Source organism: Liquorilactobacillus sicerae, assembly GCF_029916425.1.
Lineage (GTDB): Bacteria > Bacillota > Bacilli > Lactobacillales > Lactobacillaceae > Liquorilactobacillus > Liquorilactobacillus sicerae.
Genome location: NZ_JAHAVQ010000016.1, coordinates 16093 through 36664, shown reverse-complemented (window position 1 = coordinate 36664; position 20572 = coordinate 16093). Strand labels below are relative to the sequence as shown.

The 20572-nt window shown below is 35.4% G+C and carries 15 protein-coding genes and 5 pseudogenes; 16 read left to right on the top strand and 4 right to left on the bottom strand.

Features of this window, described 5'->3' with window-relative positions:
* Window positions 1–6 precede the first annotated feature (6 nt).
* The 5 genes and pseudogenes from KH893_RS09945 (at window position 7) to KH893_RS09925 (ending at window position 4473) form a co-directional block, all read left to right on the top strand.
* Complete coding sequence (locus KH893_RS09945; RefSeq protein ID WP_281165979.1) at window positions 7–1014, top strand: glycosyltransferase family 2 protein; 1008 nt, start codon at window positions 7–9, stop codon at window positions 1012–1014.
* A gap of 133 nt (window positions 1015–1147) precedes the next feature.
* A pseudogene (locus tag KH893_RS09940) lies at window positions 1148–1876 on the top strand (IS256 family transposase); the annotation flags it as partial.
* A gap of 103 nt (window positions 1877–1979) precedes the next feature.
* Window positions 1980–2722 (top strand): IS5 family transposase gene (locus tag KH893_RS09935; protein WP_281165993.1). Its coding sequence is split into 2 segments (ribosomal slippage): window positions 1980–2193 and window positions 2193–2722, totalling 744 coding nucleotides; the frame shifts between segments, so codons are not numbered across the junction.
* Window positions 2723–2731: 9 nt separating this feature from the next.
* A pseudogene (locus KH893_RS09930) lies at window positions 2732–3181 on the top strand (transposase); the annotation flags it as partial.
* 308 nt (window positions 3182–3489) lie between these two features.
* Entirely contained in the window at window positions 3490–4473 is a 984-nt protein-coding gene (locus KH893_RS09925) for a Stealth CR1 domain-containing protein (RefSeq protein ID WP_281165978.1), read from the top strand.
* A gap of 133 nt (window positions 4474–4606) precedes the next feature.
* Here the strand turns inward: KH893_RS09925 and KH893_RS09920 are convergent.
* Window positions 4607–4924 (bottom strand): annotated as a pseudogene (locus KH893_RS09920) (IS30 family transposase); the annotation flags it as partial.
* A 50-nt stretch (window positions 4925–4974) separates the two neighbouring features.
* Between KH893_RS09920 and KH893_RS09915 the strand changes: the two are divergent.
* From KH893_RS09915 to KH893_RS09875, 9 genes and pseudogenes are all read left to right on the top strand, one after another.
* A complete protein-coding gene (locus KH893_RS09915) occupies window positions 4975–6525 on the top strand; it encodes a lipopolysaccharide biosynthesis protein (RefSeq protein WP_281165977.1) in 1551 nt (516 codons plus the stop codon).
* 139 nt (window positions 6526–6664) lie between these two features.
* Window positions 6665–6967, top strand: coding sequence for a VanZ family protein (locus tag KH893_RS09910; protein WP_032490715.1), 303 nt, complete (start codon window positions 6665–6667; stop codon window positions 6965–6967).
* A 201-nt stretch (window positions 6968–7168) separates the two neighbouring features.
* Window positions 7169–7246 (top strand): annotated as a pseudogene (locus KH893_RS09905) (recombinase family protein); the annotation flags it as partial.
* Window positions 7246–7992, top strand: a pseudogene (locus KH893_RS09900) (IS256 family transposase); the annotation flags it as partial. The pseudogenes KH893_RS09905 and KH893_RS09900, both read left to right, overlap by 1 nt.
* A gap of 259 nt (window positions 7993–8251) precedes the next feature.
* Entirely contained in the window at window positions 8252–10114 is a 1863-nt protein-coding gene (locus KH893_RS09895) for a BglG family transcription antiterminator (RefSeq protein ID WP_281165976.1), read from the top strand.
* Between the two features lie 2 nt (window positions 10115–10116).
* Entirely contained in the window at window positions 10117–10989 is an 873-nt protein-coding gene (locus KH893_RS09890) for a ketose-bisphosphate aldolase (protein ID WP_119326722.1), read from the top strand.
* Between the two features lie 29 nt (window positions 10990–11018).
* Window positions 11019–12941: a PTS fructose transporter subunit IIABC gene (locus KH893_RS09885; protein ID WP_281165975.1), complete on the top strand. Its 1923-nt coding sequence runs from the start codon at window positions 11019–11021 to the stop codon at window positions 12939–12941.
* Between the two features lie 398 nt (window positions 12942–13339).
* Window positions 13340–14515, top strand: a complete 1176-nt coding sequence (locus KH893_RS09880; protein WP_281165974.1) for an IS256 family transposase — start codon at window positions 13340–13342, stop codon at window positions 14513–14515.
* Window positions 14516–14626: 111 nt separating this feature from the next.
* On the top strand, window positions 14627–14953 hold the full coding sequence (locus KH893_RS09875; RefSeq protein WP_281165973.1) for a hypothetical protein: 327 nt from the start codon (window positions 14627–14629) through the stop codon (window positions 14951–14953).
* A gap of 405 nt (window positions 14954–15358) precedes the next feature.
* On the opposite strand, the gene KH893_RS09870 is transcribed toward KH893_RS09875, so the two are convergent.
* Together KH893_RS09870 and KH893_RS09865 are read right to left on the bottom strand one after the other, a co-directional pair.
* On the bottom strand, window positions 15359–15709 hold the full coding sequence (locus KH893_RS09870; protein ID WP_046872462.1) for a DUF5388 domain-containing protein: 351 nt from the start codon (window positions 15707–15709) through the stop codon (window positions 15359–15361).
* A gap of 1 nt (window position 15710) precedes the next feature.
* A complete protein-coding gene (locus KH893_RS09865) occupies window positions 15711–16511 on the bottom strand; it encodes a ParA family protein (protein ID WP_046872463.1) in 801 nt (266 codons plus the stop codon).
* A gap of 864 nt (window positions 16512–17375) precedes the next feature.
* Between KH893_RS09865 and KH893_RS09860 the strand changes: the two genes are divergently transcribed.
* On the top strand, window positions 17376–17654 hold the full coding sequence (locus tag KH893_RS09860) for a BRCT domain-containing protein (RefSeq protein ID WP_024855821.1): 279 nt from the start codon (window positions 17376–17378) through the stop codon (window positions 17652–17654).
* Between the two features lie 409 nt (window positions 17655–18063).
* Window positions 18064–18501: a MarR family winged helix-turn-helix transcriptional regulator gene (locus KH893_RS09855; RefSeq protein ID WP_281165972.1), complete on the top strand. Its 438-nt coding sequence runs from the start codon at window positions 18064–18066 to the stop codon at window positions 18499–18501.
* 663 nt (window positions 18502–19164) lie between these two features.
* Here the strand turns inward: KH893_RS09855 and KH893_RS09850 are convergent.
* A complete protein-coding gene (locus KH893_RS09850) occupies window positions 19165–20388 on the bottom strand; it encodes an IS110 family RNA-guided transposase (protein ID WP_068222268.1) in 1224 nt (407 codons plus the stop codon).
* Window positions 20389–20572: the final 184 nt, after the last annotated feature.

Sequence of the window (20572 nt, the reverse complement as noted above, 5' to 3'; positions counted from 1 at the left end):
TAGTATATGAAATTTTCTGTAATTGTACCTGTATATAACATAGAGAATTATTTATCAATGTGCATTGATAGTGTTTTAAAGCAAAAGTTTTATGATTATGAATTGATTTTAATTGATGATGGCTCCACAGATCATAGTGGAGAAGTATGCGATCAATATTCCAAATTGCATAAACAAGTTAAAACGATACATAAAGAGAATGGAGGCCTCTCAGAAGCACGTAACCTTGGAATAGGTATGTCTAGCGGAGAATATATCATATTTCTTGACGGAGATGATATGCTCAAAAATGATGCATTATATAATATATATTCCTTAATTAATAATCATAATTATAATGTTATTATTGGAAATAGAACAAATTGGTGTCCTGACAATGAATACGTTAGTTATGATCTTACTGAATTTCAACAAAATGGTATTAATACTATGAGCTCTTTATGTGAACATATAGTAAAAAGGGGATTCCAACTTCCATGGCCAGCATACCAGACTATATATAATAGGATGTTTTTACTAAAATCCCACGTTAAATTTAATATTAAGAATTCTGGGGCAGAAGATGCCGAATTCTTTTTTGAAATTATTCCAAAAATACATTCATTTAAAGTCACATCGTTATCTTTTGTAAATTATCGTCTTAATCGGGAGGGATCTATAGATAATACAAAAACGTATAAAACAGTAATAAGTCAGTTACTAACTTTTAGAAAAGCGTACAATAATGCTAGTGGTTTTGAAAACCCAAAGTTAATGAAGATGTATTTTGCTAATTGTTATACTAGTATAGCACCTCAAGCAATCTTAATCCAAAATAGCCATGACAGGGCAACATGCATAAATTTTATTAAAAACAATAAAAATATTATTCAATCTTCTAACGGCTTTAAATATGTATTAGCTAAAATAATATGGCATATTTTTGGGTATAAAGCAGGTTCTCAAATAATTTGGAAGTTAAGATTTAAGAGAATTAGGGACCATTTTAATATAGTTAATATTCGAAAATTTTAACGTTACTTGTGCAATAGAGAGCGTAAAATATCTTGTGTAAATGCATAAAAGATTTCTGAATTGTATAGAAATAGGGAATGCCTTCCCTTATGATATTTAGTAACCACAGAAAACATCACAGGAGGCATTCCCCATGAATGAACTTACCACAGAAATTATCGCTGCACTAGCCCAAAAGCAAGATTTGGACGAAGTTTTTCGTCACCACCTCGAAATTGCGATTAACCAGCTGCTTCAAACCGAATTGGCAGAGTTTTTGGGTTACGAACGCTACTCATACGCTGAAATTAACACTGGTAATAACCGCAAAGGCAGTTATGAGCGCTCGTTTGATACGAAGTACGGCCAACTTAACTTAACCATTCCTCGAGATCGCAATGGCCGGTTTGAAAATCATACCTTGCCAGCCTACGGTCGGCACAGTGATAATTTAGAAACAACGGTCATTCAGTTGTATACCAAGGGAATTACCACTGCTGAAATTGCCGAACTCATTGAGAAAATGTACGGTGCTCACTACTCCAAAGCCACGATTTCCAACATGACTAAAGCCGTCAATGAACAGGTTCAAGCTTTCCAGCAACGTCGACTGGCTTCACAATATGCGGCCATCTTCTTAGATGCCACTTACTTGCCGTTAAAGCGGGATACCGTTCAAAAAGAAGCCGTTCATATTGCGATTGGCATTCGTCCAGATGGTACGAAAGAAGTGCTGAACTACCAAGTGGCGCCAACGGAATCGACTGGAATCTGGACTGAACTGCTGGGAACCTTGATCAAGCAGGGCGTTAAAGATGTGCTGTTGTTTGTGGCCGATGGGTTAGTTGGTTTGGATGAAGGCTTGAATCGGCATTTCCATAAGAAACTGTCCAAGATCTATGATTTTTGATATACTTCTATGTAAAAAGCGAGTTTAAGCTATGAAAAATTATCCCAGCAATATTACTCGGCAATAATTTGAATTAATTCGACCAGCTTTAGAAAATTTTCGTAAGCGAACTAAGCCTCGAAAATATGACCTCTACGAGGTCTTCTGTGCGGTCCTATATGTCTTGAAAACCGGTTGCCAATGGCGTCAAGTCCCCGGTGATTTCCCAGAATGGCGGTCAGTTTACAACTATTACAAAATTTGGTCAACTAAAGCTGAGCCTACAGCTGATTCTTTATTGGAACAAGTTTTAAAAAAATTGTCATTGCTCGGCGAACTTACCAAGGACGTTCAGCTTTAACTTCCTTTATTATCGTTGACGCTCAGAGCGTCAAAAACACCGCTACTGCTGAAAACAAAGGTTACGACGCTGGTAAGAAAATCTCGGGGATTAAGCGCCATCTGGCAGTTGATATCAATGGCTTTCCGCAGGCCATTCACATGACGCGAGCGAACGTCTCTGATCGAGACGGGGCCAGTGCAATGATCGCTTTACATGCCATGCATTTACGCCAGGTTCAAAATGTCTTAGTTGATGGTGGTTATTCAGGCGTTAATTTTCAGCTCGATGTAGCCAGTAATTTAAACGCAACCGTGCAGGTTGCGAAGCGCAATGAGTTGCATCGATTCGAAGTCATGCCCCAAAGTTGGGTAGTCGAACGATCTTTTAGTTGGCTAGAGAATTGTCGGCGACTTTGGAAAAATTGTGAGCGTCAATTAACCACCAGTCTGCAAATGGTCGTTTTAGCGTTTTTAGCACTATTACTTAAGAGATTTTAGACAGCTTCTAAAGCCAAACGACAACGTTGCCTGGTTCATGTTGGGCGGAATCTGATGAACAAAGTTCGCGTAAAAGACCGCAAGGCCGTGATCAGTGACTTTAAACAAGTTCATCGGGCCGCCAACCGTGAAGCAGCCGAACTGAAACTGAATGAGTTCGCCAACAACTGGCATCAGACCTATCCCAAATTAATCAAAGATCTGCTTAAAATGCCGAATTTACTCACTTTCATGGACTTTCCACCAGCTATCCGGCAATCACTATACTCCACTAACCTGATTGAGAACTTTAATAAGCATCTCAAGCGCACCACCCACCACAAAGAACAATTTCCAACGGAAGATTCACTGGATCGCTTCCTGGTTTCTCAGTTTAATGTTTATAACGAGAAGTCTCTGAAGCGGATCCACCGAGGGTTCAAAGGACTCCAGGACACCTTGGAAGCATCATTTATTTAAGTTAGATACATATTATATGTACGAAGGCATTTCATTTACACAAGATTCTTGACGCTACCCAAAATTATTAAATTCGACATAATTTTTGCCAAAAAATAATTTTTATAGTTGGGTATCTGAGATGAACATTATTACTACAAATTGTAATAGGATCATTGATAAAAAGAAATTTGAATGTTTTGACATTCATCATTGCTCCTTATTTTTAATTGCTCAATATGTACAACTTTTAAAAAAATATAAAAATTAATAAATTATAAAACAAATATTTTGGATAATAGATTTTAATAGTTTAGAGGTCGAGATGTATGGATAAAATAGATTTTGTTATTACCTGGGTTGATTCGGATGATTTTAAATGGAGAGCCAAAAGATCAAAATATAGAAGTAATGAAGATGATTTACTGACAAGTGACAATACAGGAATACAACGATATAGAGATTACGGAACGTTAAAATATTTATTTAGATCTATATATCTTTATGCTCCTTGGGTAAACAAAATATATTTAATAACAGATTCTCAGATTCCAAAATGGTTGAATAAAAGTAATGATAAAGTGACATTGATTGACCACAAAGATATTATAGATTCGAAATATCTTCCGTCATTTAATTCGAATGCCATTGAATGGTCAATTAGCAACATTAATGATTTAAGTGAAGAGTTTGTACTTTTTAATGATGATATGCTGTTGAATCATAGAATATCTCCTGATTTTTTCTTTAAGAACTCTTTACCAAGAGACTTCAGAGCTTACAGACCATTTATGCCAATTGAAGAATTTGATAAAAGCATTTTTAATGATATATATGTACTAAATTTATGGATTAAGAAATGGCCTAAAACATATAAAGGAATTTTTAGGGTTAGAAGTTTTAAGCCCTTAATAAATTCGCTTTTTATGTTGACTAAGCATAAAATATCGGCTTATTACGACCCCCATCTTCCTCAGCCATATCTAAAAAGTAATTTTGTGAGTGCTAAAAAAATATGGCATCGCGAAATCCATAAAACACTAACACATAAATTTAGAAGCGATGAGGATGTTACTCAATGGTTAGTTAGGTATTATCAGTTAGAACAGGGGCTATTCGAACCTTGTTCTAAAATAAATGGACATTTTTATACAATTAATGATATAGATTTGCTGAGTAAAGATTTATTGAATAGTAAAAGCATGACTTTATGCATAAATGATAAAAATAGTGTGAATTATTCTGCAAATGTCAACTCAATTAAAAATATCTTGGATACTAAATTTCCATATAAGTCTCCGTTCGAATATTAATTTAAAAATCAATAAACTATTTTTTCTTACTTTTCACTATTAATAGCCTTATTTAAACACGTAATGTTAAATTTTTAATAACAAATATTTTAAATGATTGGAGCTATATTTATGAATAAGGTAGATTGCAAATTTAATCCGAATTTTTGGACAAATTTGTCAGCATAACCTGATACGGTGTTTGCCAGTCGAGTATTTTAAGCGGTCGCTGGTTAATTTGGAGTAACGTCGTCGTTAAATCTTGAGCACTAATGTGCTCAAAACGAGTCCCTTTAGGATAAAAATAACGTAAATTCCGATTAAAGCGTTCATTACTACCACGTTCAGCTGGAGTATAAGCATGGCAGTAATAGGTCTTAATACCATATTGTGATTCAAGTGATACTAGCCCACTAAACTCAGTGCCACGGTCCACAGTAAAGCTGTGCACCGGACCATTAAAATTGGTTAGAATAATGATAATATACCAATCACTTTTGTTGATAATTAAAGGAGTAAATTGTGAAAGCTAGTAGATCGAGGAGTACAATACTTAATTCGTCCATTTTGACATTAGTTCAAATATTTACAATTCTAGTAAAATTTATTACACAGACAATCTTTATCAAGTATTTAGGCAAAGAATTTTTAGGGTTGAACGGGCTTTTTACAAATGTGCTGAGTGTGCTTTCATTTGCTGAACTTGGTGTTGGAAGTGCGATTGTTTTTTCTCTATATGGTCCACTTGCCAAAAATGATGAGGAATCTGTTAGTGCGTTAATGAATTTGTTTAAAAAAGCATATGACGCGATCGGCATTATAATAGCCGTTGCAGGAATGGTTATGATTCCAATTCTGCCTGTGCTCATCAAAGATTATAGCTCACTAAATAGCGTAACTTATTATTTTGTGTTGTATTTGACTAATTCAGTTGTTAGCTATTTTTTCACGTATAAAAGATCGCTTCTGATTGCTGATCAAAAAGAATACATAAGTGCGCTTAATCAGCTGAAATATACTGCAGTGCAAGTTGTATTACAAGTAACTGTTCTATTTCTTTTTCATTCATATGCATATTATTTATGGGTTGCAATTATTTGTACAGTATTATCAAATTTTACAATATCACGTAAAGTAGACAGGCTTTATCCATATCTTAATAAAAATAAGAATTTGAAGGTCAATCGTAACGAAATTCATCATTTACGAAATAACATTGCAGGTATGGTTGGTTCTAAAATTGGTAGTATTGTGGTGCGTTCAACTGATAATTTGTTACTTTCGGCCTTTATGGGCATCACAGTAGTTGGAATATATTCTAATTATTTGCTGATTGTAACGAGTATCAGTAATATTCTGTCAAAGCTGATTAGCTCGGTGACAGCTAGTGTGGGTAATTTAATTGTTGAGAATAATCAGAAAAAGGCTTTTCAAGTATATTCAGCCCATTTTATGATTAACTTTTTTATTGTTTCTATTTCAGCGGGGTGTCTCTATGTGTCACTCAATCCATTTATTAAATTTTGGGCTGGGAAGAGTTACGTTTTGTCGTTACCTGTTGTTGTTATCGTTGTTCTCAATTATTTTTTTGATCAATTGCGACAAAGTTCAATCACTTTTATTAGTGCTTATGGATTATTTGTTCCAAATGGTAAGAAGTCGGTGATTGAGGCTATTTTAAATTTCGTATTATCATTGTCATTATTATTAGTTTTTCATCTTGGGATTCGAGGAGTTCTATTAGGAACCATTTTGACAAACTTATTCCTGAATTCTTGGTGGGAACCTTTATTGCTCTTTCGACTCGGATTTGGATTCAAAAAAAAGTATTTGCGATTCTATGTTTTTAATTATGCGTTGAATAGCGTATTTGTGATACTTGTTGTTTTTGTGATTTCAAAGACTATTTTGTATTTAGATCAATTTATGTTTCAATCTAATTTATTTATTGCTTTTTTGAATTCATTGATAATGATTTTTTTTATGGTAGTATTTTTTAGTGTTTTTTATTCGAAAACTACTGGGTATAAATATATTGTTTTATTTTTAAAAAAAATATTTAGAAATAATTGAGCGCTTCTTTTTTTGTTTATACTGGACTAAACACTTATCTTAGTAAGATAAGTGTTTTTATTCAATAAAAAAGTTAATTCAAATATTTATAAATAATTGAATAGAATAAATGAGAGCGTAAAATCAAGCTATTAGCTTTATGATGATTGGTAAGGCACCAGTTGCTTACATTCCCTTTCAAGAATTAGATCAATTAGGATTCTGGCTAAACATCATTATGACTTGTCCCTTAGGAATATTTACCTATATTTTATTCTCTCCCAAATTCAAAATTTCTCATGTGATTACAACTGGAATCCTTATTGGATTCACTATCGAATTTATTCAATTTATAACAGACAATTTGGCAATAACACATCGTTGGGTAGATATAAATGACGTGCTTGCTAATACTTTAGGATTTGTAGTTGGTTATTATCTATCAAAGTTAATTGATAAATAACCCGTAGGTAAATTTATTTGGGTCTAGAATTTTTGGTGTTGGAAAGTATTTCCATTCCAAAAGTACTAGGCCCTAATTTAAAAAGCCATTGATAATGGGTCAAAAAAGGCCAATAGGGTATACCCTATTGGTCTTTTTTATTTCTGTGCTATACTAGGAATTACAAGTGTTCATTAGAACTGTCCAAAATGAGAACTGGAAATGGCTAAAATCGGTTATGCGCGTGTGAGTTCCAAGGAGCAACATTTAGATCGACAGTTAGCGGCTTTAAAAGACGTTACTCCAAAGCCACGGTTTCCAACATGACTAAAGCCGTCAATGAACAGGTTCAAGCTTTCCAACAACGTCGACTGGCTTCACAATATGCGGCCATCTTCTTAGATGCCACTTACTTGCCGTTAAAGCGGGATACCGTTCAAAAAGAAGCCGTTCATATTGCGATTGGCATTCGTCCAGATGGTACGAAAGAAGTGCTGAACTACCAAGTGGCGTCAACGGAATCGACTGGAATCTGGACTGAACTGCTGGGAACCTTGATCAAGCAGGGCGTTAAAGATGTGCTGTTGTTTGTGGCCGATGGGTTAGTTGGTTTGGATGAAGGCTTGAATCGGCATTTCCCTAAAGCCAAACGACAACGTTGCCTGGTTCATGTTGGGCGGAATCTGATGAACAAAGTTCGCGTAAAAGACCGCAAGGCCGTGATCAGTGACTTTAAACAAGTTCATCGGGCCGCCAACCGTGAAGCAGCCGAACTGAAACTGAATGAGTTCGCCAACAACTGGCATCAGACCTATCCCAAATTAATCAAAGATCTGCTTAAAATGCCGAATTTACTCACTTTCATGGACTTTCCACCAGCTATCCGGCAATCACTATACTCCACTAACCTGATTGAGAACTTTAATAAGCATCTCAAGCGCACCACCCACCACAAAGAACAATTTCCAACGGAAGATTCACTGGATCGCTTCCTGGTTTCTCAGTTTAATGTTTATAACGAGAAGTCTCTGAAGCGGATCCACTGAGGGTTCAAAGGACTCCAGGACACCTTGGAAGCATCATTTATTTAAGTTAGATACATATTATATGTACGAAGGCATTTCATTTACACAAGATTCTTGACGCTACCAAATAAAGTATTAAAGATATATTTATTATGATAGGTAGATGTAACTTTCCTACAGGTAGGAAATAAGTATGCTTTTGTAAGCGCTGACAAGCAAAATATAATAGGAATTGTTGATAGGCAATGATTCTTATTAATAAAGCAGATAGGAAAATATTATGAATAAGAATATTAATAAAATGCTAGATGTATTGCTACAACAAAAGGGTTTTATAACTAATAAGCAACTATCAGATTTGGTTGGAGTAACGGAAAGGAGCATAAGAAATTATGTAGCTAAAGTTAATGGAACTTTTAAAGATGATAAATTAATCGTTTCTACAGAAAAAGGCTACAAAATCAATAAAGGAAAATATGATTCAAGTAGCATAGGATCTAATGATCCAAATACTGATGATCAGATATTATTTCGGATTGCTTTGTTACTTACAAATAGTGATGAATATACTCAGATTGATGTAATTGCAGATAAACTTTCATATTCAGGTGAGAGTATTCGAAACAAAATCCAAAAACTATTTATGAGAATAAAAAAACTTGATATTGAACTTAACTTTGAATCCAAAATATTTACAGGTGTCAGATTGGTAGGTAATGAGGAGTCCAAAAGATTGCTGTTAGAAGAATTGATGCCTATTAAAATTTTTTCAAAAGAAAATTTATCTTATCAGATATATAGCTTTTTTGATGAAATGGTAAATATGGATGATATATCAAAGATTATAAGAAATGTTGAAAGTACTTTGACAAAGAATAATTGTACTATGGATTATTGGACTTACGTAAAATTGATAATTCATATGATTATTATGAATTATAGAATGGACAATAATAATTTTGTTAAACGACTTTCGGTATATGAGAAGACAGTCGATGGGTTTTCGGAATATAAATTAGCATACGACTTAATAAATAACTTAGGAAATGATTGTACTAAAGAAGAATTATTAAGTTTAACGTATTATCTTTTGGCATTGCCATTGGATATCACTAATCCAGAAATTATCTTGAATGATGAAAAAATGATTTCTCTCATTGAAGACACGCTGTTTAGAGCAGAAAAATATTTTAATATTCCTGTTTATTCTAATGAAAAATATAGGAATCAAATAGTGAATCATATAGCGAGATTATTGAACCCAATAAAAGAAAAAATTCCTATATTTAATCCTTACTTTACAGAATTAAAACATGAGTATATTTTTGCTTACTCTATATCCAGTTTTATTTATGATGATTTGGAAAAACATTTGGATTTAACAATACCAGAACCTGAGATAGCGTATTTATCCATACATATTCAGTTAGTTTTGAATGATGAAAAGAAAGATACGTTGAAAGCTTTATTAATCGTTAACAATAAACAAATTGAAACAAAGTTAATTAAAAATAAAGTAGAAATGTTTTTCCAAAATATCCAAGTTAAGCAAATAGATCATGAATTTAATAAGAGTGATTTTGATGAATTTGATTTGGTTTTAACGACAATTAATGAAAATACAAATGAGAACTGCGGTAAAAATGATAAATTAATACACATTTCAAGAAATTTTAGTAGTGCTGATATTCAAAATGTTCAGCAATTTATTTCAACGATAGGAACTTCAAACTTAATAAACGATGTTGATTATTATCAGATAAATGAAACTTCAAATTTGGCTGCAATAGAAAAGCTTTTAGATTTATCGGGGTATTCTAATTTATTTATAAATTTTAAAGAAAGAGAATCTATGTCTAGTACTGATGTGGGTAATTTTACTGCTTTACCTCATCCATTTTTAACTAAATTCTCTTATGATCCCAAGGTAATTGTTGGAATAAATAAAACAGATATTCTTTGGGAAAACCAAAAAGTTCGATTGATTATTGTATATATTCCATCGAAAGAATTAGAAGTAAACAAAGGATTTTTTAGAGATGTTTATGTGCATACCAATAATTTGGAAACGGTTCAAAAGTTATTAAAAACAAAAAATAAAGAAAAATTTATAAAAACATGGAATGAAGAAAGAGGTTATTAAATATGTTAATGAATATGGTTGATTTACTAGACGTTGCATATAAAAACAAGTTTGCAGTAGGTTCATATAACGTTTCAAATAGTGAATTTGTAGAAGCTATTATTAATGCTGCTGAGAAGAAAAATGCTCCTGCAATTATTCAAATTCATCCGGATGAATTAAGTTTTGTTGGCGATGATTTTGTAGCGTATGTCAGACAGGCTGTAAATCGTACTAGAATTCCTATGGCTATTCATGTAGATCATGGTGCTACATATCAAGATATTTTGAAGGGAATTCAAAATGGTTATAGTTCAGTAATGATTGATGCATCAGCTAAACCATGGGATGAAAATATAGCAATAACTAAAAAATGTGTTGAAGCAGCTCATGCCGTAGGAGTATCTGTAGAAGCAGAATTGGGTACGATTGGAAGTAATGAGTTGTCAGTAGATAGTAATGGTGTCAATAAGATCCTTTATACAGATCCAGAAGATGCAAAGAAATTTGTTGAAGCAACTGGAGTGGATACCTTAGCTGTAGCAATTGGAACACGCCATGGTCATTATGCACACGTTGAAAAGCCGGAGTTGAGAATTGATTTGTTGGAAAAAATTCACGAAGCAGTAGACATTCCTTTAGTTTTACATGGTGGATCAGATAATAAAGATGAAGAAATCAGAAAAACATATCAACATGGTGTTGCTAAAATTAACCTTTCCACTGATATGAAAACAGCATTCTTTAAACAATTACGTAAAACATTGAGCGATCAACCGGATGATTATGAACCTAATGTACTAATGCCTAGTGCACGTAAAGCAGCTCAAGAACTTGTTGAATACAAGATGGATTTATTTAATTCAACAGGAAAGGCCAGTTTATATTTCAAATAAATAGATATTTGAATTAAAAGGAGAAAATTATGAATGTTAAAGATGTGATTGATAAAAAGAATATCATTATTTCTAATGCATCTATGAATAAGCAAGAGGCCATTGATAAGATGACCACAATGCTTGGAAAAAATGGATATGTTTCTGATGTAGCATCTTTTCAAGCTGCCGTTAATAAAAGAGAAAAGGAAATATCGACTGCAGTTGGATATGGAGTTGCTATACCTCATGGCAAGTCAAACGGCGTAGAAAAAGCCACAGTTGTCATTTTAAAGAACCTCAATGGAATTAAATGGGGAAATGAGATTGTTAATTTAGTATTTATGATTGCAGCACCGAGCGATTCTAATGATGAACATTTACGAATGTTATCAACCATATCGACTTTTTTAATGGATGAAAAATTTCGGGCTAAATTATTAACAGCAATGACTGTTGATGAAATTTATAAAGATCTTATTGATCAGGATGAGATAAAGTCTAATGAAGAAGACTTAAAGACAGCTACTAAAAACAGTGGTAAATATTTAATTGGAATTTCAGCCTGTATGACGGGTATTGCTCATACGTATATGGCAGCCGAGTCATTGGAAAATGAAGCCAAAAAACGTGGTATGAAATATAAGATTCAAACTAATGGGTCAACTGGAATAGAAAATGAATTAACCGCGGAAGATATTGCAAAAGCTGATGCAATTGTTGTGGCACATGATGTTAAAGTTGATACAAGTGTGTTTAAGGATAAAGAATTTGTAGATGTTCCGGTTAAAAAAGCTATTGATAAACCAAAGGACGTAGTAGATGAAGCTTTGTCTTTAGGAACTGGATACAGTAATGATGTAAAAAAAGTTAAAGTAGAGAAGAAGAATGAAGAAATAGAAGAAAAAGGAAGTAGTTTTGCTAGGGCCTTTTATACGCACATTATGAGTGGTGTTTCTTATATGATTCCATTCGTTGTAGTTGGTGGTATATTTATTGCTATTTCATTTATGTTTGGTATTTATGCCAGTGATCCAAAGAGCGATCAATATAATATTTGGGCAGCCTTCTTTAATGAAATGGGAGGAAATGCTGCGTTTAAGTTATACGTTCCTGTTCTAGCTGCGTATATTTCATGGAGTATTGCTGATAAACCAGGACTTGCACCAGGTATGATTGGTGGGATGATGGCCATGAATGGTGGTTCCGGATTCCTAGGAGGTATGTTGGCTGGATTCTTAGGTGGATATATAACAAAATTGATTACTAAGAAGACTAAGAATATACCTCATACTTATCAGGGGTTGATTTCAGTACTATTAATTCCTTTGTTAGCAACATTTGTTGTTGGTTTTGTAATGTTCTTCATTTTAAATACGCCAATGTCCAATTTTAATGAATTCTTAACGACATGGCTAAAATCAATGAATGGTTCTAGCGCATTTGTAATGGGAGCAATTTTAGCAGGAATGATGTCTTCTGATATGGGCGGTCCTATTAATAAGACTGCATCAGCTTTCGGACTTGCAATGTTTGCTTCAAAGATATATGGGCCATCAGCAGCTTTGATGGTCGGTGGTATGGTTCCACCACTAGGAATTGCTTTAGCTACTTTATTGTTTAAGAATAAATTTACTAATCAAGAAAGAGAAGCAGGTAAGGCTAACTGGATATTGGGTGCATGCTTTATTACTGAAGGAGCAATTCCTTTTGCAGCTGCTGATCCATTGAGAACAATTCCAGCTAATATAATAGGTGGAGCAATTGGTGGGGCTCTAAGTATGATGTTGGGTATCACTTTACAAGCTCCTCATGGTGGAATCTTTGTTATTCCAGTTGCATGTAATAAACCATTGCTATATATCGGGTGTATTTTAATAGGTACAGTTATTACAGCCTTGATATTAGGATTTACAAAGAAGACTTTAAGTGACAGTGAAATGAATAAGCATATGGCTGCCGGTATTATTTAGTAAAAACCTAGCCAATTAATCAAAAAAGACCTTAACTTGAACAATATCGTTCAAATTAAGGTCTTTTTGATAAGAATCTATTTTTGCTGTCGATTAACTCTCCAAAAATAAACAAAGAACCAAATACAACTTATAAATACTAAAATTGCTGTTACTAAAGTAAACATTCCGTGCGAACTTATCGGCAAGTAAGTTTTTAAAATATTAGTAGTAGTTAATACCCAAATAATAGGACTAATGGCGATCATTAATGGTCGCTTATTTTTATCTGTTTTAATGAGGAGAGCGTAAAATATCTTGTGTAAATGCATAAAAGATTTCTGAATTGTATAGAAATAGGGAATGCCTTCCCTTATGATATTTAGTAATCACAGAAAACATCACAGGAGGCATTCCCCATGAATGAACCTACCACAGAAATTATCCCTGCACTAGCCCAAAAGCAAGATTTGGACGAAGTTTTTCGTCACCACCTCGAAATTGCGATTAACCAGCTGCTTCAAACCGAATTGGCAGAGTTTTTGGGTTACGAACGCTACTCATACGCTGGGATTAACACTGGTAATAACCGCAACGGCAGTTATGAGCGCTCGTTTGATACGAAGTACGGCCAACTTAACTTAACCATTCCTCGAGATCGCAATGGCCGGTTTGAAAATCATACCTTGCCAGCCTACGGTCGGCACAGTGATAATTTAGAAACAACGGTCATTCAGTTGTATACCAAGGGAATTACCACTGCTGAAATTGCCGAACTCATTGAGAAAATGTACGGTGCTCACTACTCCAAAGCCACGGTTTCCAACATGACTAAAGCCGTCAATGAACAGGTTCAAGCTTTCCAGCAACGTCGACTGGCTTCACAATATGCGGCCATCTTCTTAGATGCCACTTACTTGCCGTTAAAGCGGGATACCGTTCAAAAAGAAGCCGTTCATATTGCGATTGGCATTCGTCCAGATGGTACGAAAGAAGTGCTGAACTACCAAGTGGCGCCAACGGAATCGACTGGAATCTGGACTGAACTGCTGGGAACCTTGATCAAGCAGGGCGTTAAAGATGTGCTGTTGTTTGTGGCCGATGGGTTAGTTGGTTTGGATGAAGGCTTGAATCGGCATTTCCCTAAAGCCAAACGACAATGTTGCCTGGTTCATGTTGGGCGGAATCTGATGAACAAAGTTCGCGTAAAAGACCGCAAGGCCGTGATCAGTGACTTTAAACAAGTTCATCGGGCCGCCAACCGTGAAGCAGCCGAACTGAAACTGAATGAGTTCGCCAACAACTGGCATCAGACCTATCCCAAATTAATCAAAGATCTGCTTAAAATGCCGAATTTACTCACTTTCATGGACTTTCCACCAGCTATCCGGCAATCACTATACTCCACTAACCTGATTGAGAACTTTAATAAGCATCTCAAGCGCACCACCCACCACAAAGAACAATTTCCAACGGAAGATTCACTGGATCGCTTCCTGGTTTCTCAGTTTAATGTTTATAACGAGAAGTCTCTGAAGCGGATCCACCGAGGGTTCAAAGGACTCCAGGACACCTTGGAAGCATCATTTATTTAAGTTAGATACATATTATATGTACGAAGGCATTTCATTTACACAAGATTCTTGACGCTACCACGTGCTATGATTGTATCAATAACTTAGCATATACTTGAAAGGGTGGTAGATTTGACAACAATTGCAGAAATTTCAAAGGATTTACACATATCAAGAGCAAGAATTTATCAAATAATAGATTCACTAGACGACAAAGACAAGCCTTTAAAAGATAGCGATAATAGATATATTTTAAGTCAAGATGTTGTTAATGCTATACATCAATATTATGCCAACAATACAAATAAGGATAAACAAGACAAAAACACGTCAAGCAACGATCAATTAGTTAATATACTTAGACGCCAACTTGACGAAAAAGGATCAACAGATAAACAAATTTCAAAAATTATTAGACCAACAACAGCAATTGAACTTATCCAGTCAGAAATTACTTGAAAATCAAAAGTCAGAACAAAATATCAAAAGCAACACCACACAAAGCCGTGAGAACGATTCTAAGGACGATAGAAATGATTCAGATACAAATATAAGCAAGCAAAACGAAAAGCCCTCTAATGAGACGAGAGAGAACTTTTGGAAACGGTTGTTTAGATAGGTTGTGAATATTTTTTGAGTAGTATGGGTGGCTTTTTTGAGTAAGTTAAGTGACAGCATTGATTGTTATATGATTGTGTATGTCCTAAATGGACACAAGCAACGCTCCTAAGCAAAGCCTGTATGTACTGATTTCAGAAAAGCCCTCTATTCCGCATAATAGAGGACTTTTTTGTGTGCATTCTGCTTAATTTAAACGGACAAGTATACATCTAAAAGGTGAACGTGTCGTCTGAGAGCACGTGATTATTTACTTTTTACTTTGTTAGCATCGCCGGTTTCCAAAGTCTGTATTTGAGTCGTAAGCGTATTTTGTTCAGACTCAGTTAACGATTCAAAAAAAGTTTTTTGTAATTGGGCTAATCCGTTTTGTTGAGTTGAGCTATACCCTAAAATTACCATAGCTTTCATAAAGTTTTTTAGATGATTGTCAATTCTGAGCGTAGTATCAAAAGTAACACCATCTATTTGTTTAGACTTCGTTTTGTTTGATTCGTTTAGAGAAGATATGGAAATTTCTTTTTGGGGCTGGGGCACCGATTTTCTAGGAATTATTTTGCTTTTATTTGAGTTAGGATTGTGTAAAAGTTCCACCATGCTAGTCCGCCCTTTCAACAATTTCTTGTGCCACAGAATCGTATAATCTAATTATTTTTTTATCGAACTGATCTTTTAGAAATACACCTCTGATTGAATATCTTTTGATTCTTTCCATATTACGAATTAGGGTTTTTAACATGTTTTCTTTCCCAAATTCTTCTTCTGCTACTTCTAATGTGCTGTGATCAACAGGCGCCCCATTCTTTAATAGCACAGGAAGTATACCGAGTAAATTCAAACTAGGTGCTTCGTATTCATCGATTACCTGTTCCTGTATATATTTTAGAAACGATTCGGCACCCTGAAGACTGTGCTCTTGAGTTTGAAGGATAATCAGAACCCAATCTGAAGCGTATAAGGCGCTATCAGAAATTAAGGAAATAGTCGGTGGCAAATCAAATACCACAAAATCATATTTTTCTTTTAGTGAAGCAAGTAGCTTGCTAAAATATGTGACTCTATCTTTATAATTATTTTTAAACTTTTTTTCCATAATCCGTGGGTACAATGAAAAATCTGCGCTTGATGGAATAAAGTCAATGTTTTTATCCAAAGTAACCAACGATCTTGATAAGTCCTCTTCTTGGATTGATGCAAGCAAGGTTTGATTAAATTTAATATCATCGTGGCCTAAATTAGCCGCGGTTTTAAAGTAAATATCTGTAGCGTTTGCTTGAGGATCGAAATCAATTAATAGCGTTTTTTTACCAGCACGAGCTAGTGCCAGGCATGCAAGCGTGGCATTTGTTGTTTTACCGGTGCCACCTTTAAAATTTCCAAAAGTAATTACTTCACCCATTATACTGACCTCCAATTAAGTATCCTAATATACAAGGATACTTGGATACAAGGATGATAACATACAAAGATGCAAGGATACAAGGATACAAGGATACATTTCTTCTCAAAAGCCGTTAAATTAAGATTGACTGCAAGTATCCTAATATACTTAGATACAAGGATACAAGGATACTTAGATACAAGGATATTAATATACAAGGATACAAGGATACAAGGATACATAAAAAGAAATGTTGATTTATCACCAAACAACGAGTAATATTGGTTACATAAAATAGAACATAAAAAAACACCCACCGACGGGAATCGGTGAGCGCCACATAAAAGTCATCTAGTTTAATGACTATTATATCATGGCCGGTGCGATTTTTAAAGCCCTAGGGGACAAGCTGGGGTCTAAATCCAAGGGGACACGTTTGCCAGTGCGACTTCAATAAGTCTGGCTATACCACAACAAGGTCATCTGTACGGCTGGGTGGTGAATGGTGAGCGCGACCATTAACGGCGCGGGTGGTAAAACGAAGCTTCGGCTTGGTGCCATTGATTAGTTGGTGATCGAACAAAAATAAATACGTATCATCAACGCCTTCTAGGGCGTTTTTTAGTAGGCTAAACCGAAAACGTAGATTTATAATGAATGGTGGTAGCAATACCGCAATTGTACAGACAAGCGACGGGCGTTAACGACCGACGAACTAGGGGGAAACCTTAGCGTAGAATTGCACTCTGGTTCAGTTATTCCAAATAGCTGTTTCCAGGGAACAATTCTGCGCTCAAAACGTCACTCCCTCTAAACTGAATGGAAAACCATAACCCGTCAAGTCAAAACCAACATTAGAATCAAGAAAGTTGATGATTTAAAATGCTCGATTTAAGAGATTGTGAGATTGCTTTTACCGGACGTCTAACTACCATGAATCGGGATCAAGCTTTTAGTTTGGCGAAAGTCTTTGGGGCGAAACCACAAAATTGGGTTACGAAACAGACAGATTATTTAGTGGTTGGGTTAATTGAGACGGCTTTAGGTGAGGAGCCCATCACAAAAAAGTTATTGACGGGAACACCAACGATTTCAGAACGGGATTTTTTGGACTGGTGTCAGGCACGATTGGCGCAATGGTCTAGGAGTTTAGGCGGTTAAATTTGCAATCTACCATTTGATATTAAAAAAATTGGCTTTTTATATAATTTTTATAGTGTATCTCTTAATAAGGTGGTCATATAAAAAAGAAAATCAACCTTCAATGCATATTATTAACATTTCTAACGTTCACAATGGGTTTGAGTCAATTTATTATAATAGGAATTATAAATAATTTATCGACAGATTTTAGAGTTTCTATTAACCCAAGTCAATCAACGATGCCTGCTAAGCCGGTTCAGGATGGTCAAGCAACGGCTACTAATTTTGTGGATCAATGGTTGGCTCAAACTGATTAAACTGATCAATGACATATGACACTGAGTGGCTTATTACTATTAGTCATGAGTAGTTTGTTAGGACTCTTCGGAATGACTAAGCGGCAGCAAAAAGAATAGGATGATATTATATGCTAAATCATCAGCAAATTAAGAACCAGTTTGAGAGCTTAGCAACCCTGCAAGCTATTCAGAAACAGGCATACCAGATGTTAGCGCAAGGATTGGCCAAAACTGATTTTTCAATGCGTGAGTGGGGAATATTAGTCTATCTTGAACAACATGGGCAAGCTACTGCTAGTGAATTAACTGATGCATTCATGGTTACGCGCACACTAATTTCCAGGAATACTTGGCGATTGATTCAAGATAATTTAATTCAATCACAAGTGAATCCAAATGATCGACGAATTGTTCGGCTAACTTTGACTGTTAATGGCCAAGACAGGGTCCAAAAGGTTTTTCGGCAAATGCAAGCGAACTTAAAAACTTTCGACCAGAGTCACAATCTGGAGAAGTTGACTAAACAAGTGGAAGATTTGTTACAACAACTTGCTAGGATAAATTAAAGCTTTTTCAAAATAAGTCAAGATGCATTAATGTAAATAAAGATCAGTCTGTTAAAATCTTTGGGTTTTGGCAGATCGGTCTTTTGTTGAAGTGAAGCAAATTTAAACATTAAGATTATTTTTGGCTCGTGACAATAATCATTTTGTATACCCAAGTAATTAATCGAGCGTTGCAAGTGGCAAAGTTTCTCACCATTAAAAAAGCTTAGATATATTTAGATACAAATTTTTTGACGTTTTGAATATGTGATAATTAAAGTGTTTAAATTAGTATTTTCAATTATAATACTCATACGCGTGGTGCTAGTTAAATTTAGACAGCAAAAAAGCCTGACGGTTTACACTTAAAGCAATCTATAGTAAAGAAGTGTTAAGCATATCAGACTAGTTTAAGCCTTATCAGCCGGGAATGAGTGCTGTTGATATTGCCGAAGTACATGATTAAAGCGGCCAAAATCGTTACGTTAATTATTTAATAAATTGTTTATTTGTTTGCTTGATAATGATATAATTAAGCTAGATGAAGACTTGTGGTCAGAAGTCAAGTAGGTGATACGTAAAATATTGATAGTTCTAATTGTGAGGAGAGTATACTTCCCCCAGCCCAGTGAAGTACAAAAATTCACTGGTTAGAAACTTGCAATGTTAGCGATGTTCGTCGCGCTAGACCAATTTAGGAGGCGTGTACAGTTTATGTTCAGTTAGTAGATTAATAATTAACCGAACCAGCTTCCTAGCGGTCAACACACAAGCTCGACGATGTTGATACTTTGGTACCTCCCGGAACTTCTTCTGGTAGTACCTGGCATAAGTGGGATCATAGCGCCTTACTGAGTTGGCAGCTTCAACTAAGTAATAACGTAGGTATTGGTTACCACTTTTGGTTCGCGGCGTTAATTGTCGCTCATGATTTCCTGATTGACTGCGTTGCCATGATAAGCCAGCGTAGCCGGCGAGACTAGCATCATTGGGGAAACGGTCAATTTGGCCGATTTCAGCCAGTAATCCGGCCGCATACACTGGTCCAATTCCCGGAATACTTTGGAGTGAGTCTGCACCTGAAATGACCGAGCACAGATCAGAAATGCTTTTATTTAACAGCTTTAGCTGTTGATTAAGCATCCGCAACTGATTAGCGTACATGGCCAATACTTGATCAACGGAATCGGCAACCGTCTTGCTAAGCCGATAAGAACTTCTAATGGCTTTCTTCAGTGCTTTGGCAACACTTTTGGCATCGCCAAACCGGCCATGAGATAAATGATTTAGCTCATCAGTTAAGGCTGACAAGGGTATCTGAACCAGGTCATCTAGGGAATACTTCTCATCACTCAGAATGCTAAGCATGGTTGACCCAAAGACTGAGGTAGGCAAGACCGTATCGATGGTGTTCACCTTGTAGTACAGGTTATTTAAAAAGTGATTTTTACAATCATTGATCTGATGGACTAAGTGGTATCGTTCCCGGGTCAAGCGTTGTAAAGCGATGTGCTTTTCATCGCGGGTAACCGGAACTTGATACCGGCCGATCCGTAAGAAATCGGCAATGTGAAAGGCATCAACGGTATCGGTCTTATCATCATCAAATAACTTACTGTAACGGTGCGTCACTTTAGGATTCAAGGTGACCACAGTCACGTTTAACTGATTAAGGCGATCATCTTGTTCAAAGAACAAGGTTGGGTGGAAATTATAAACTGAGGTTGCTTCCATGCCGATAATAATTTGGTCAGCTTGCTGAGACCGCTTTAAAATCTCATCACGAATATGACCGGCCCCCTTCGGGGTGTTTGTTACTTCACCTTGGAAACACACTTGCTTATTTGAATCCATTCCACAATAATCAAGCTTCAATTTTGAAACATCAATACCAACATTCAAGTTCATTGATTCAGACCTCCTTTCCGTTCTTATTTTGGATAGGCTTGGGTGCTGTGTGATACTCCCTAATTATGAATCTTCAGAACATCCTCGCAATTTATGAGTAGACAAGTCATCCAATGACTAGCTGCTTGATAGAACGCGAGCTATCAAAATCATCAGCTAACACTACAGCTTGTGGTTTGAACTT